Below are 13,547 nucleotides of genomic sequence, written 5' to 3'. Positions count from 1 at the left end.
GCCCGCGCCCGCGCGGCGACGGATCGTCGGCGTGTGTGGGACAATGGGCGAAGCCCGTATTCGCGGCGAGCGGAACACCCGTGAGCCCCGGTACCGGGCGCCCGCCATCCGCGGCCCGGAACACCCCGGTATCGCGGACCACAAGACACAGCCCCGCCCTGGTGGGGCCCAGAGAGAAATGCCGACCCCGTGCGGCGGCGTGGGTCACCGGATCACTCCGGTGACGTGATCGCGCCCGGAGTCCGGCCAGAGGAGACACGTGTCGGATTCGAACCTGACCATAGACGATCTCAATGCGCTTCCCGAGCGGATGCGCGCGCACGCGGCCGCCAAGGCCATCGGGATGACCAGCAGGGAGTTCCTGGCCGCGATGGCCGGCATCGGCGTGGAGGTCAAGAGCGCCCAGTCCGGAGTCAGCCGCGAGGTCCTGCTCACCTGGTTCGCGGGGCGTGACCAGACCGCCACGGACGCCGCCCCGGAGGCGCCCGCCGCCGCCGAGGACGGCCCGGCCGAGAAGCCCGCCCGCAAGACGGCGGCCGGGAAGGCTCCCGCCAAGAAGGCTCCCGCCAAGAAGGCCGCCGGGAAGAAGGCGCCGGCCGAGAAGCCGGCCGCCGAGAAGCAACCCGCCGCGAAGGCGCCGGCCGACGAGGCTCCCGCCAAGAAGGCCCGCAAGACCCGGAGTGAGACGTCGGCGCCGGCGGCGCGCGAGGGCGGTGCGGCCACGGACCCGACGACCACGGACGCGACGAGCACCGAACCGACGACCACCGAACCGACGAGTACCAAGCAGGGACAGTCGCAGGCTCCGGTCCGTCGACCCCTGCCGGAGATCGCCATCGTGACCGGTGAGGTGGGCTCGGCCGAGCCGGGCAACCGCCGCCGTCGGTCCACCGCGACCCCCTCGTTCTCCCCGCTGTTCCTCTCTCCCGATGAGGCCGCCGCCAAGGCCGAGAAGGAGCGCCCCCGGCGTACACGGTCCGCCGCGCCCGACGCCGACACCGCCCGGTCGAAGGGCGCCTCCGACTCCACAGGCGCCTCCGACACCGCGGATGAGCAGAACGACACTGACTCCCCAGACGTCTCCGACACCGAGTCCACAGGCGCTTCCGACACCGCGGACGAGCAGAACGACACCGCCGAGGGCGGCAACCGTCGCCGGCGGCGGGGCCGTCGTGGCCGCGGGCGGGGCCGGGGCGAGAACGTCGACGAGCAGAACGGCGAGAACGCCGGAGACGACGACTACGCGGAGGACACCGGGGACGCCGACGACGCGGAGGAAACCTCCGGCGGGAGCGGCGACCGGTCGCGGGCCGATTCCGGATCGGCCGACGGCGCCGACGGGCGGTCCGACTCCGGGGACGACCCGACCGAGGACGACTCCGAAGACTCCGACGGGTCACCGTCCGGTTCGCGTCGGCGCCGACGTCGTCGTCGTCGTGGTGGGGGTTCGGGCAACGACGACTCCCAGTCCTCCGGCGACGACTCGTCCGACACCGAGGCCCGGGAGCGCGATTCGCGCCGTCGTCCCGCACGTGGGGGACAGGCCTCCGGGTCCGGTTCGTCCTCCAACGACGAGGTCCAGGGCATCACCGGCTCGACCCGCCTCGAGGCCAAGCGTCAGCGCCGCCGTGACGGGCGCGAGGCGGGTCGCCGCCGGCAGCCCATCCTCTCCGAGTCCGAGTTCCTGGCGCGCCGCGAGTCCGTCGACCGCGTGATGGTGGTCCGTGAGAAGCGACGCGGCGACGGCAAGGGGATCATGACCCAGGTCGGCGTGCTCGAGGACAAGGTCCTCGTGGAGCACTTCGTCACCACCGAGTCCGCGCGCTCCATGGTGGGCAACGTCTACCTCGGCCGCGTCCAGAACGTGCTGCCGAGCCTGGAGGCCGCGTTCGTCGACATCGGCCGCGGCCGCAACGGCGTCCTGTACGCGGGTGAGGTCAACTGGGAGGCCGCCGGACTCGGTGGCAAGGCCCGGCGGATCGAGCAGGCGCTCAGGCCCGGCGACATGGTCCTGGTGCAGGTCACCAAAGACCCGATCGGCCAGAAGGGTGCCCGTCTGACCACGCAGATCTCGCTGGCCGGCCGCTTCCTGGTCTACGTGCCCGACGGCAACTCCACCGGTATCTCACGCAAGCTCCCCGACACCGAGCGGCGCAGGCTCAAGGCGATCCTCAAGGAGGTCGTCCCCGAGGGGTCGGGTGTCATCATCCGCACCGCCGCCGAAGGTGTCAGCGAGGAGGAGATAGGCCGCGACGTCGAGCGCCTCGCGGCCCAGTGGGACGAGATCGCCGAGGCCTCCGCCAAGCGGACCTCCTCCGGTGCCGGTTCGCCGATCGCCCTGTACGAGGAGCCGGACCTGCTGGTCAAGGTGGTGCGTGACCTGTTCAACGAGGACTTCTCCTCGCTCGTGATCCAGGGTGAGACCTCGTGGGACACCGTCCACGACTACGTCTCGCGCGTCGCGCCCGAGATGACCGAGCGGCTCGAGCGGTACGACAACCCGGACGTCGACGTCTTCGCCACCCACCGCGTCGACGAACAGCTGGCCAAGGCGCTCGACCGCAAGGTGTGGCTGCCCTCCGGCGGGTCGTTGGTGATCGACCGCACCGAGGCGATGACTGTCGTCGACGTCAACACCGGCAAGTACACCGGTTCCGGCGGCAACCTCGAGGAGACCGTCACCAAGAACAACCTCGAGGCCGCCGAGGAGATCGTCCGTCAGCTGCGGCTGCGCGACGTGGGCGGCATGGTGATCATCGACTTCATCGACATGGTCCTGGAGGCCAACCGGGACCTCGTCCTGCGTCGACTCACCGAGGCGCTGGGTCGCGACCGGACCCGACACCAGGTCTCCGAGGTCACCTCGCTCGGCCTGGTCCAGATGACCCGCAAGAAGCTGGGTACCGGTCTGATCGAGGCGTTCTCCACGCCGTGTGAGCACTGCCAGGGCCGCGGCCTGATCGTGCACGCCGACCCGGTCCACACCGAGTCGCACAACGCCGACGAGCCCGGCGCCCGCAAGGGTCGACGCCGGGGCGGGAAGGGGTCGGAGTCGGACCAGTCCGACGGTTCGAACGGGTCGACGTCCGCGCCCAAGCAGACGCCCCGGAAGGACGGGCCCGCGCCGGCCGCGCACCCGGCCGCGCTCGCGATCTCCCGTCAGGAGGCGGCCGAGCAGGCGGACGCCGCCGCGGAGAAGGAGCGTGCCGAGGTCGTCACCCAGAAGGCCGGTACGTCCGCTGCTGAATCCGGGGGCGACAGCGCCTCCGACTCGACGGTGGCTGACGCCGACGCCGCGGGCGCGGCCGGCGCCGCGGCCGCGCGCGCCGACGAACCGGAACCCGGCGTGGCGGAGTCCGGGGACGCCGCGGGCACGCGCCCGGCCCGCCGCCGTCGTCGCTCGACCCGTCGCCCGGCCGACGCGGCCCCGGCTCCGGTCGTCGCCGCGGAGGACGAGGCGGTGGCGGAGGTGACCGAGTCCCCGGAGGCCGCGGCCGAGGTCGTGGCGGAGGCGGCAGAGGTCGTGGAGACGGTCGGGTCCCCCGAGCCGGCCGCGCAGCAGAGCCCCGCCGCACAGCCGGATCCCACCGCGCAGCCGGAGACCTCCGGCCGGCGTCCCCGTAGGCGGTCCACCCGGCGCGAGACCGGGGCGGCTGCCGCGGATGTGGTGGCACAGGAGACCGCGCCCGTCGCGGTGGTGCCGGTCGAGGCCGCCCCGCTGGCCGAGGCGCCCCCGGCCGTCGTCGCCGAGCCGCGGAAGCGACCGGCCAGGCGGCGCGCAACCAGGACGACGACAGCCCCCGCGGACGGCGATAGCTAGAGGTACGGGGCCCGGCGGCGCGGTCGGTTTGACCTGCTGTGCCGCCGGGCCGTAACCTTGACAAGTCGCTCGTCGCGGCGCTATGTCGTCGCGCGAGAAGTCGCGGGCCGGGCCCTCCAGGTCGCCGGGCCCGCGAACCTCGGCCGACGCGAGTCGGCGAGCATGAGAGAACACCGCACATTAGGTGTGGACGTCCCAGTGGCGACCACACACCCGAGAAGCAAGGGGAAGCCCTCGATGTACGCGATCGTCAAGACCGGCGGCAAGCAGTACAAGGTCGCCGAAGGTGACCATGTCAAGGTCGAGAAGATCGAGGGTGAGGCCGGTACCTCCGTGTCCCTGTCCCCGATCCTCGTGGTGGACGGCTCGACCGTCACCTCCGCTGCCGACGCCCTGTCCAAGGTCTCCGTCTCCGGCGAGATCGTCGAGCAGACCAAGGGACCCAAGATCCGGATCCACAAGTTCAAGAACAAGACCGGGTACCACAAGCGTCAGGGTCACCGTCAGAAGCTGACGGTTCTCAAGATCACCGGTATCAAGTAATCCACCGCGGCCGCCAAGGCCACCAGCTCAGCGCCCTCGGGCGTCTTCCCTGAAGGAGGGGTTCGGACATGGCAAGTAAGAAGGGCGCATCCAGCACCCGAAACGGTCGTGACTCCAACGCGCAGCGTCTCGGCGTCAAGCGCTTCGGCGGCCAGGAGGTCAACGCCGGCGAGATCCTGATCCGCCAGCGTGGCACCAAGTTCCACCCGGGCGTGGGCGTCGGCCGTGGCGGCGACGACACGCTGTTCGCTCTCGCCGCGGGTGCGGTCGAGTTCGGCACCAAGCGCGGTCGCAAGACCGTCAACATCGTGCCGGTCGGCGTCGAGGCCTGACCCGGCACCACTGACGCGATTCGCCCTCGGGGGCCGGGCGGGGTCTGATGACCCCACGCCCGGTCCCCGAGAGCATTTCCGCCACGTCATGCACGTCCCACGACCAGCAGGAGGAGTCCGCATATGTCGAGATTCGTCGACCGCGTAGTGCTCCACCTCGCGGCGGGGGACGGTGGCCGCGGCTGCACGTCCGTGCACCGGGAGAAGTTCAAGCCGCTCGGTGGCCCCGACGGGGGCAACGGCGGTGGCGGTGGTGATGTGGTGCTGGTGGTGGACCCCCAGGTCCACACCCTGCTCGACTTCCACTTCCGGCCCCATGCGCGCGCCGGCAAGGGAGAGCCCGGGATGGGCTCCAACCGGAACGGCGCCCAGGGCGACGACCTCGTGTTGGCGGTCCCGCCCGGGACCGTCGTGCTGGACCACAACGGTGCACTGCTGGCCGACCTGACCGGTAACGGAACCCGCTTCGTGGCGGCCGAGGGCGGCAAGGGCGGGCTCGGCAACGCCGCGCTCGCTTCCAAGGCCCGCAAGGCGCCGGGGTTCGCCCTGCTCGGTGAGCCCGGCGAGGTCCGCGATCTGACCCTCGAACTCAAGTCCATGGCCGACGTCGGACTGGTCGGGTTCCCCTCGGCGGGGAAGTCCTCGCTCGTGTCGGTGCTGTCCGCGGCCAAGCCCAAGATCGCCGACTACCCGTTCACCACACTGGCCCCCAACCTCGGGGTGGTCTCGGTGGGCGACGACACGTTCACCATCGCGGACGTACCCGGGCTCATCCCCGGGGCCAGCGAGGGGCGGGGGCTGGGCCTGGACTTCCTGCGCCACATCGAGCGCACCGCCGTCCTGGCCCACGTGGTGGACTGCGCGAGCCTCGAGTCCGACCGTGACCCCATCTCGGACGTCGACGCGCTCGAGGCGGAGCTCGCCGCCTACCAGCCGGAGCTCGCCGACGCCGGTCTGGGCGACCTGGCGGACCGGCCGCGGGTCGTGGTGCTCAACAAGATCGACGTGCCGGACGCCGCCGACATGGCCGAGATGGTCACCGCGCACTTCGAGGCCAAGGGCTGGCCCGTGTACGCGATCTCCGCTGTGGCGCACAAGGGTCTGGACGAGCTGCGGTACGGGCTCTACGAGCTGATCAAGGCCCACCGCAAGTCGACTCCGCCGGCGGCGCCCGAGCGGATCGTCCTGCGGCCCCGGGCCGTCGACGTCGAGGAGTTCACGGTCCGCAAGGATCCGAACGAGGCCGGTGCGTTCGTCATCTCCGGATCCAAGCCGGAGCGCTGGATCCGCCAGACCGATTTCAGCAACGACGAGGCGGTCGGCTTTCTCGCCGACCGCCTGGCCCGGCTGGGCGTCGAGGACGCGCTCATCAAGGCCGGCGCCCAGCAGGGCTGCACCGTCACCGTCGGTGACGTCTCCTTCGAGTGGGAGCCGCAGACCCCCGCCGGCGTCGATCTGATGCGTACGGGCCGCGGCACCGACATCCGGTTGGAGTCCGACGAGCGGGTGGGCGCCATCGAGCGCAAGTACCGCAAGCGGGTCCGCCGCGGACTGATCGACCCGGACGAGGAGATCCTGGAGTGACGGACGAACCGGAGCTGCGGCGCCGGATCGGCACGGCCCGCCGAGTGGTGGTCAAGATCGGCTCGTCGGCCATCACGAGCTTCGGGGGCGGCATCCGCCGGCCGCAGCTCGACGCCCTTGCCGACGTCTGCCAGGAGCGCATGGCCTCGGGTTCGGATGTCTTCGTGGTCTCGTCCGGGGCGATCGGGGCGGGGATGTCCCCGCTGGGGATGACCACCCGCCCCGCCACCCTGTCGGCCAAACAGGCCGCCGCGAGCGTGGGGCAGCTGGAGCTGGCGCGGGCGTGGGGGGACTCCTTCGCGCGATACGAGCGGGTGGTGGGCCAGGTGCTGCTCACGGCGGGCGACATCGGCCGACGGGAGAGCGCGTCCAACGCCCAGCGCACCCTGGACCGGCTGCGCACTCTCGGCGCGGTGCCGGTGATCAACGAGAACGACACGGTGGCCACCAACGAGATCCGCTTCGGCGACAACGACCGACTGGCGGCGCTGGTGGCCCACCTCATCAGCGCCGACGCGCTGATCCTGCTCTCGGATGTGGACGCGCTGTACGACTCTGATCCCCGCAAGGGCGACGCCACCGCGGTGACGATGGTGGAGGGTGCGGCCGATCTCGACGGGGTGGTGGCCGGGGCCGGCGGCGCCCTGGGGACCGGGGGTATGGCCTCCAAGCTCGCCGCGGCGCGGTTGGCGGCCGACGCCGGGATCCCCGTCCTGCTGACCGCGGCCGAGAGGGCGGCACAGGCCCTGGCCGATCAGCCGCCGGTGGGCACGGTGTTCGCCCCGCGGCCCGAGAGGATGACCGCGCGCCGCTTCTGGGTCCGCCATGCCGCCGACGCGCGAGGTGCGGTGTTGCTGGACGCCGGCGCCGTCCGGGCCGTCACCGGGTCCCGGAGGTCCCTGCTGTTGGCCGGGGTGACCGGTGTCGACGGCTTGTTCCACTTCGGTGACGTGATCGAGATGCGCGATCCCGCAGGTGAGACCGTCGCCCGCGGGATCGCGCAGTACGACTCGATCGAGGTGCGCGCACGGCTGGCCGAGCGCGAGTCGGGGACCGGCACCACTGGCCAGGGGCGTCCGCTCGTCCACGCCGACGACCTGGTGGCGCTCTAGAGTTCGATCCCGCCCTCGGTGTGGACCGGGGTGACCGTGCCCTCGGCGAGGTTGTACAGCGCCCCGACGATCGCGGTGCGCCCCTCGCGGATGGCGCGGTCCACGGCGGCCGACTTCTCGCGGATGGCGGTGACCGCCTGCCGGACGTTCTCGATCACCACGTCGTCGTACCCCGCCGCAGGGTCGCGCCGGGCCTCGAACACGGCCGGGGCGATCCGCTCCACCACGTCGCGCAGGTATCCCGACGGGGTGGTGTGGGTGTCGACGGCGTCGATCGCCGCGCCCACGGCTCCGCACGAGGTGTGCCCGAGCACCAGGGTGAGCGGGATCCCCAGCACGTCCACACCGAACTCGATCGACCCCAGTACCGACGGGTCCACGATGTGGCCGGCGTTGCGGATCACGAACAGGTCGCCGAGGCCCTGGTCGAAGACCACCTCGGCGGGCACGCGCGAATCGGCGCAGCCGAAGACCATGCCGAAGGGGTGCTGTTCGCCGGTGAGTTCGGCGCGCCGCGCGGGGTCCTGGTGGGCGTGCAGGCCGGCCCCGTCCACGTAGCGCTGGTTGCCCTCCATCAGTCGGCGGAGTGCGGCGTCGGGGGTCAGGTCGGTGCTCATCCCTGCATTGTCCCCCCGGTGCCGGTCGGGCGACCGCGGGACCCGGCGTGCAGCGCGCGGTCCACGAGGGTGAGGACCTCCACGCAGTCGCCGTCCACGGTCAGGGTGGCCTCGTCGTGTGCCCGGGTGTGGCCGCGGTTGACCACGGCCACGGGGATCCCGGTGGTCACCGCCCGCCGCACGAACCGGTATCCCGACCGGACCGTGAGGGAGGATCCGACGACGACGACGAGGTCGGACCCGTCCACGAGCGCGTTGGCCTCCTGCACGCGGGCCGCGGGAACGTTCTCCCCGAAGTACACGATGTCGGGCTTGAGCACGCCCGAGCAGCGGCGGCAGTCCACCATCCGGAAGTCGGCGGTGTCGGCGAGGACCGCGTCGGCGTCCGGGGCCACCTCGATCGCCCCGCGGGTGGCCACCTTCTCGGCGAACCCGGGATTGAGACGGTCGAGGTCCTCGTGCAGGGCCCAGCGGCTCTGCCGCAGCCCACAGTCGAGGCAGGTCACCACCGCGTAGCTGCCGTGCAGGTCCACCAGTCGGCGGCTACCGGCCTTGAGGTGCAGCAGGTCCACGTTCTGGGTGATGACCCCGGCGACGATGCCGCGGCGTTCCCAGTCGGCGAGCAGCGCGTGCGCGGCGTTCGGGCGGGCGGCCTCCATGTGGCGCCATCCCAGGTGGTTGCGGGCCCAGTAGTGCCGGCGGAACGCGGGATCGCCCACGAACTGTTGGAAGGTCATCGGGGTGCGGGCGGGGGAGTCCGGACCGCGGTAGTCGGGGATGCCCGACGGGGTCGAGATCCCCGCCCCGGTCAGGACGGTGGCCCGTCGGCCCCGCAGCAGATCGGCGAGCACGGCGGCCCGATCGGGCAGGTCCGGGTCCGGGGCGGTCCGCGTCGCGGGCGTCCAGGCGGTCTCCCGGATCCTCATCTCCCGAGTCCTCCCGGGCCCGCGGGGTCGTGGGCGCACACCACGTCCAGGCTCCCGCGGCTGCGGCCGGCCAGGGATCGCAGTCGGGCGTGGGTCAGTTCGACAGCCGCCGGCTCCAGCGCCAGGACGCGTTCCCCCACCGCGACGAGTGTGGGGCTCTCGATCCCCGGCTCGATCTGCCCGCGCAGGTAGAACGCATCGCCCGCGTGCAGGATGTCCACCTCGTCCGGGTCCCCGGGGTCGCCCGGGACCAGGATGCCGGCGTGCCCCACGGTGTGCCCCGGGAGGTCCACCAACAGCATCCCCTCGACCACATGGTCCAGGTCGCGGACCCGGAACCCCTCCCACCGGTCGGTTCCGTAGGAGTACTCGGCGAAGCGCGGTCCGTGTGACCACTGGGCGCGCCGGTAGCGGCGCCGCTCGATCCAGCGGGGGGTCCGCACGGCCCACGTCAACGCATCCGAGGACACGTGCACCTGCGCCTCGGGGAAGTCGGCCAACCCCCCGATGTGGTCCACGTCCAGGTGGGTGAGCACGATGTGGCGCACCTCCCGGGGGTCGAACCCCATGGCCTCGATGCGGCGGTGCGCGGTCTCGGCCGGGTCGAGACGCGCCCGTAGGACGTGCCTCATCGGTCCCAGTCGCGCGGCTGGATCGGCGACGTCGCGGAGGCCGAAGCCGGTGTCCACCAGCACGAGCCCGTCCGGGGCCTCCACCAGCAGGACGCGGGTGGGGACAATGCCCGCGCACGTGCCGCAGTTGAGTTGGTGGATCCGCATGACGGTCACGGTACCGTGACCGCGTGAGTCGAGACGGTGTCCTGGATCCGCGGCCGCTCGTGCGCGTGAGCGTGCAACCGGGACCGGCCGGCCCTCCCGACGCCTGGCCGTATTCGATCCCGGCGGTGGCGCAACTGCTGGACGAGGGCCTGGAACTCGAGGACCTGACCGTGCTGGTGGGGGAGAACGGGACCGGCAAGTCCACGATCGTCGAGGCCGTGGCCATGGCGTTCGGGTTGAACGCCGAGGGCGGGTCCACCGGTGCGCGGCACGAGACGTGGGAGTCGGAGTCCCCGCTGCACGACTCACTCCGGCTGACCCGTGGAGGGGGCGCGTCCAAGTGGGGGTACTTCCTGCGCGCCGAGACGATGCACGGGTTGTTCACCTACCTGCAGTCCACGGGCCCGGGACAGGATCTGCACGCACGCAGCCACGGTGAGGCGTTCTGGGATCTGGTCGAGACCTCCCGGTTCTCCGGTGGCGGGTTGTTCGTGATGGACGAGCCCGAGGCGGGGCTCTCCTTTGACGCCCAGCTCAGACTGGTGGCGCTTCTGCTCGAGCTGGCCGACCGCCGGGGTGCGCAGGTGCTCATGGCCACCCACTCACCCATCCTGGCCTCCGTGCCGGGGGCGGCGGTCTACGAGTTGACCGGGGACGGGATGCAGCGCACCCGGTGGCAGGACCTGTCGATGGTGGAGCACCACCGCCGCTATCTGGAGGCCCCCGAGCGGTACCTGCGCCACCTGCTGGAGTGACCGGGCACACTGGACCCATGAGCAGTCCCGAGTCCCGATCCGCGCGCACCGCCGGCCAGGCCCGGCCCGTCCACCCCACCTACCCGGCGTACCAACCGCCGTCAACGTCACGGGCGGCCAACACAGGTCCGCTGCCCGCGCCCGAGCCCGGATTCACCCCGGATCTGATCGTGGTGGGCCACGGACTGGCGGGACTCGTGGCCACCTACGAGGCCACCCGCGCCGGCAAGAAGGTGCTCGTGGTGGATCAGGAGAACGAGAAGAACCTGGGTGGGCAGGCGTTCTGGTCTCTCGGCGGGTTGTTCCTGGTGGACACCCCCGAGCAGCGCCGGATAGGTATCAAGGACTCGCTCGAGCTGGCGTGGCGCGACTGGCTGGGTTCGGCCGGATTCGACCGGCTCGAGGACCACTGGCCGCGGGAGTGGGCGCGCGCGTACGTGGAGTTCGCGGCTGGTGAGAAGCGGCAGTACCTGCACGACCTCGGCCTGCGCATCATCCCCACCGTGGGCTGGGCCGAGCGGGGCGGCGGAGACGTGAACGGCCACGGCAACTCCGTCCCCCGATTCCACGTGACGTGGGGGACCGGACCCGAGGTGGTGAGGGTGTTCGAGGAGCCGGTTCTGGAGGCCGCCCGCAGCGGCCTGGTGCGCTTCGCCGTCCGGCACCGGGTGGACGAGATCGTGGTCGACGGCGGGCGCGCCGTGGGCGTGAGCGGGGCGACGCTCGTGCCCTGCGACCTCGACCGCGGTGTGGCCTCCCCGCGCGAGGAGACGGGGGCGTTCGAGTTCCGTGCCGGGGCGGTCCTGCTGGCCTCCGGTGGCATCGGCGGCAACCCCGATCTGGTCCGGCGGTACTGGCCCACCGACAGGCTCGGTGACGTGCCCACGGACCTCATCGTGGGTGTGCCCGAGCACGTCGACGGGCGGATGCTCGAGATCTCCGCCGAGGCGGGGGCGAACCTCATCAACCGCGACCGCATGTGGCACTACACCGAGGGCGTGGCCAACTTCTCGCCGGTGTGGCCCTCCCACGCCATCCGGATCATCCCGGGTCCGTCCACCCTGTGGCTCGACGCGAACGGCGACCGGATGCCGGTCCCGCTGTTCCCCGGCTTCCACACCACCGCCTCCATCGAGGCCATCCGTCGCGCCGGCCAGGACTACTCCTGGTTCATCCTCGACTCGGCCATCGCAGGCAAGGAGTTCATCCTCTCCGGGTCCGAGCAGAACCCGGAGCTGACGGACAAGAGCATCAAGAAGTTCGCGTCCAAGGCGGGAAAGGGACTGCCACCGTCGATCGCCGACTTCGCCGAGAAGGGCGTCGACTGGGTGGTGGCCGACACCCTCGAGGAGATGGTCGACGGGATGAACTCGCTCCTGCGCGAGGGCGAGCCCGAGCTGGACGTGGAGAGGGTCCGCGAGTTCGTCCTGGCCATGGACGGACAGATGGACAATCCCTTCGCCAAGGACGCCCAGGTGCAGGCCATCCACAACTCCCGTCGCGTCCTGACCGACAAGCTCACCCGGTTGGCCAAGCCACACCGGCTGCTGGCTGACGCGGGCCCGGGCAAGGGTTCCGCGGCGGGCTCCGGTGGTCCGCTGATCGCGGTCAAGGTCCACCTGATGACCCGCAAGACCCTCGGCGGGATCGAGACCACCCTCGACTCGCAGTGCCTGAGGCCGGACGGCGAGCCGTTCCCCGGCCTGTACGCAGCCGGCGAGGTGGCCGGTTTCGGCGGTGGCGGCGTCCACGGCTACAACTCCCTCGAGGGGACCTTCCTCGGTGGCTGCATCTTCTCGGGGATGAAGGCCGGTCGGGCGATGGCGCGGGAGGCCTGAGACGAGTGTCCGCAGGCTCTGACATGTCGACGAGGTCCGCCGCCAGGATCGGTATCGCCGGGGCAGCGGTGGTCGGGGTCGCGTTCGGCATGGCGAGATACGTCTACGGACTGACACTTCCGGACATCCGGCAGGAGCTCGGGCTCTCGGAGCTGGTGCTGGGGCTGATCGCCAGTGCCACGTTCGCCGGCTACCTCGCCGGTCTGCTGCTCGCCGGTCCACTGTCGGCGCGTCGGGGCCCGCGTGCACCGACGACCGTCGGCGGGGTCTGTGGCGCGCTGGGTGCTGCGATCGTGGTGGTCGCACAGTCGCCCGGGCTCCTCGCGGTGGGCGCGGTGCTGTGCGGCAGCGCGGGCGGATGGGTCTGGGCACCGTACTCGGACATCGTGACCCGTACGGCCGTGGACCGGCTCCAACCGAGGGCGCTGGCCATGATCACCACCGGTACCGGCGCGGGACTGATCGTGCTCGGCGGCCTGGCGATGCTCGCCGTGCAGGGTTCCTGGCGACTCGTGTGGGCGGGTGTCGCGACGGCGGCCGTGATCGCGGCGATCGCGAACCTCCTCCTGGTACCGCGGGCCGGCCCGAACGCCCGCCTGCGAAGCCCGGGTGACATGACCGCGCTCGCCCGGACGCTGCCGGTCGCCGCCGCGTACTCGGTGATCTACTTCGCCGTGGTCATCATCTACTTCACCTATGCCGCCGATGTTCTCGATCGCGCCGACCTACCGGTCTTCGCGACCCCGGTGATCTACGTCGTGATCGGCGGTAGCGGTGTGGTGGCCCTGGGCACCGGGGCGATGGCGATTCGCTGGGGTAGCGCCCGTGTGGCCGCGATGTGTCTGGTGACGGTGGCGATCGCACTGGTGATGTTGAGCTTCTCGGACGACTCGCTGATCTGGCCCGTGATCTCCGCGGGTGTCTTCGGTGTGGGCTACATGACCGGATCAGCGGTGCTCGCGGTGTGGACCGCCGAGTTGGCCCCGGATCGGGCGGGAGCCGCGTTCACCGGGTGCCTGGTCGTGGGTGCGGTCAGTTCGGTCGTCGCCCCGGCACTCGCCGGGACCGTGATCCCGTCCCTGGGCCTCGGGGCGGTACTCCTGGCGAGTGCCGCGGTCGCGCTGATCAGCGGTATGGCGCTGATCGTGATCGCCAGAGGACCGCAGGGTGCATCCGCGACCGCCGGGTGAGCAGGGGGTTCGTCGAAAGCGCTGTGTGGTGGAGACACGTGCGCGAGGGTG

11 protein-coding genes are annotated in these 13,547 nt (G+C 71.6%); 8 read left to right on the top strand and 3 right to left on the bottom strand.

What is annotated here, in order from left to right:
• Positions 1–259 precede the first annotated feature (259 nt).
• The 5 genes from NJE57_RS17355 (at position 260) to proB (ending at position 7,391) form a co-directional block, all read left to right on the top strand.
• A complete protein-coding gene (locus NJE57_RS17355) occupies positions 260–3,820 on the top strand; it encodes an Rne/Rng family ribonuclease (protein ID WP_319029775.1) in 3,561 nt (1,186 codons plus the stop codon).
• 237 nt (positions 3,821–4,057) lie between these two features.
• Positions 4,058–4,363 (top strand): 50S ribosomal protein L21, encoded by a 306-nt coding sequence (gene rplU, locus NJE57_RS17350; protein WP_319029780.1) that lies wholly within the window; start codon positions 4,058–4,060, stop codon positions 4,361–4,363.
• Positions 4,364–4,431: 68 nt separating this feature from the next.
• Complete coding sequence (rpmA, locus tag NJE57_RS17345) at positions 4,432–4,695, top strand: 50S ribosomal protein L27 (protein ID WP_107748170.1); 264 nt, start codon at positions 4,432–4,434, stop codon at positions 4,693–4,695.
• Between the two features lie 123 nt (positions 4,696–4,818).
• The gene (obgE, locus tag NJE57_RS17340) at positions 4,819–6,279 is read left to right on the top strand and encodes a GTPase ObgE (protein ID WP_319029774.1); all 1,461 of its coding nucleotides are present in this window, start codon (positions 4,819–4,821) and stop codon (positions 6,277–6,279) included.
• Positions 6,276–7,391: a glutamate 5-kinase gene (gene proB / locus NJE57_RS17335; protein WP_319029773.1), complete on the top strand. Its 1,116-nt coding sequence runs from the start codon at positions 6,276–6,278 to the stop codon at positions 7,389–7,391. Before obgE ends, proB begins: the two co-directional genes overlap by 4 nt.
• Here the strand turns inward: proB and NJE57_RS17330 are convergent.
• Genes NJE57_RS17330 through NJE57_RS17320 form a run of 3 tightly spaced genes read right to left on the bottom strand, consistent with a single transcriptional unit; the run spans position 7,388 to position 9,713 of the window.
• Complete coding sequence (locus tag NJE57_RS17330) at positions 7,388–8,008, bottom strand: carbonic anhydrase (RefSeq protein ID WP_319029772.1); 621 nt, start codon at positions 8,006–8,008, stop codon at positions 7,388–7,390. The two genes, proB and NJE57_RS17330, sit on opposite strands and share 4 nt — an antisense overlap.
• Complete coding sequence (locus NJE57_RS17325; RefSeq protein WP_319029771.1) at positions 8,005–8,934, bottom strand: Sir2 family NAD-dependent protein deacetylase; 930 nt, start codon at positions 8,932–8,934, stop codon at positions 8,005–8,007. The genes NJE57_RS17330 and NJE57_RS17325 overlap by 4 nt, the downstream gene beginning before the upstream one ends.
• On the bottom strand, positions 8,931–9,713 hold the full coding sequence (locus NJE57_RS17320; RefSeq protein WP_319029770.1) for an MBL fold metallo-hydrolase: 783 nt from the start codon (positions 9,711–9,713) through the stop codon (positions 8,931–8,933). The genes NJE57_RS17325 and NJE57_RS17320 overlap by 4 nt, the downstream gene beginning before the upstream one ends.
• Positions 9,714–9,736: 23 nt before the next feature.
• Here NJE57_RS17320 and NJE57_RS17315 point away from each other — a divergent pair, with 23 nt between their 5' ends.
• Genes NJE57_RS17315 through NJE57_RS17305 form a run of 3 tightly spaced genes read left to right on the top strand, consistent with a single transcriptional unit; the run spans position 9,737 to position 13,496 of the window.
• Entirely contained in the window at positions 9,737–10,468 is a 732-nt protein-coding gene (locus NJE57_RS17315; protein WP_319029769.1) for an AAA family ATPase, read from the top strand.
• Positions 10,469–10,485: 17 nt separating this feature from the next.
• Positions 10,486–12,306 carry an FAD-binding dehydrogenase gene (locus NJE57_RS17310; RefSeq protein ID WP_319029768.1) on the top strand — a complete coding sequence of 607 codons (1,821 nt, stop codon included), beginning with the start codon at positions 10,486–10,488 and terminating at the stop codon, positions 12,304–12,306.
• A 23-nt stretch (positions 12,307–12,329) separates the two neighbouring features.
• Positions 12,330–13,496: an MFS transporter gene (locus tag NJE57_RS17305; protein ID WP_319029767.1), complete on the top strand. Its 1,167-nt coding sequence runs from the start codon at positions 12,330–12,332 to the stop codon at positions 13,494–13,496.
• Positions 13,497–13,547 lie beyond the last annotated feature (51 nt).

The organism is Dietzia sp. PP-33 (assembly GCF_033790845.1).
Classification (GTDB): Bacteria; Actinomycetota; Actinomycetes; order Mycobacteriales; family Mycobacteriaceae; genus Dietzia.
Note: the sequence above shows the minus strand (reverse complement) of the source record. Positions and strands in the feature narration are given on the sequence as shown.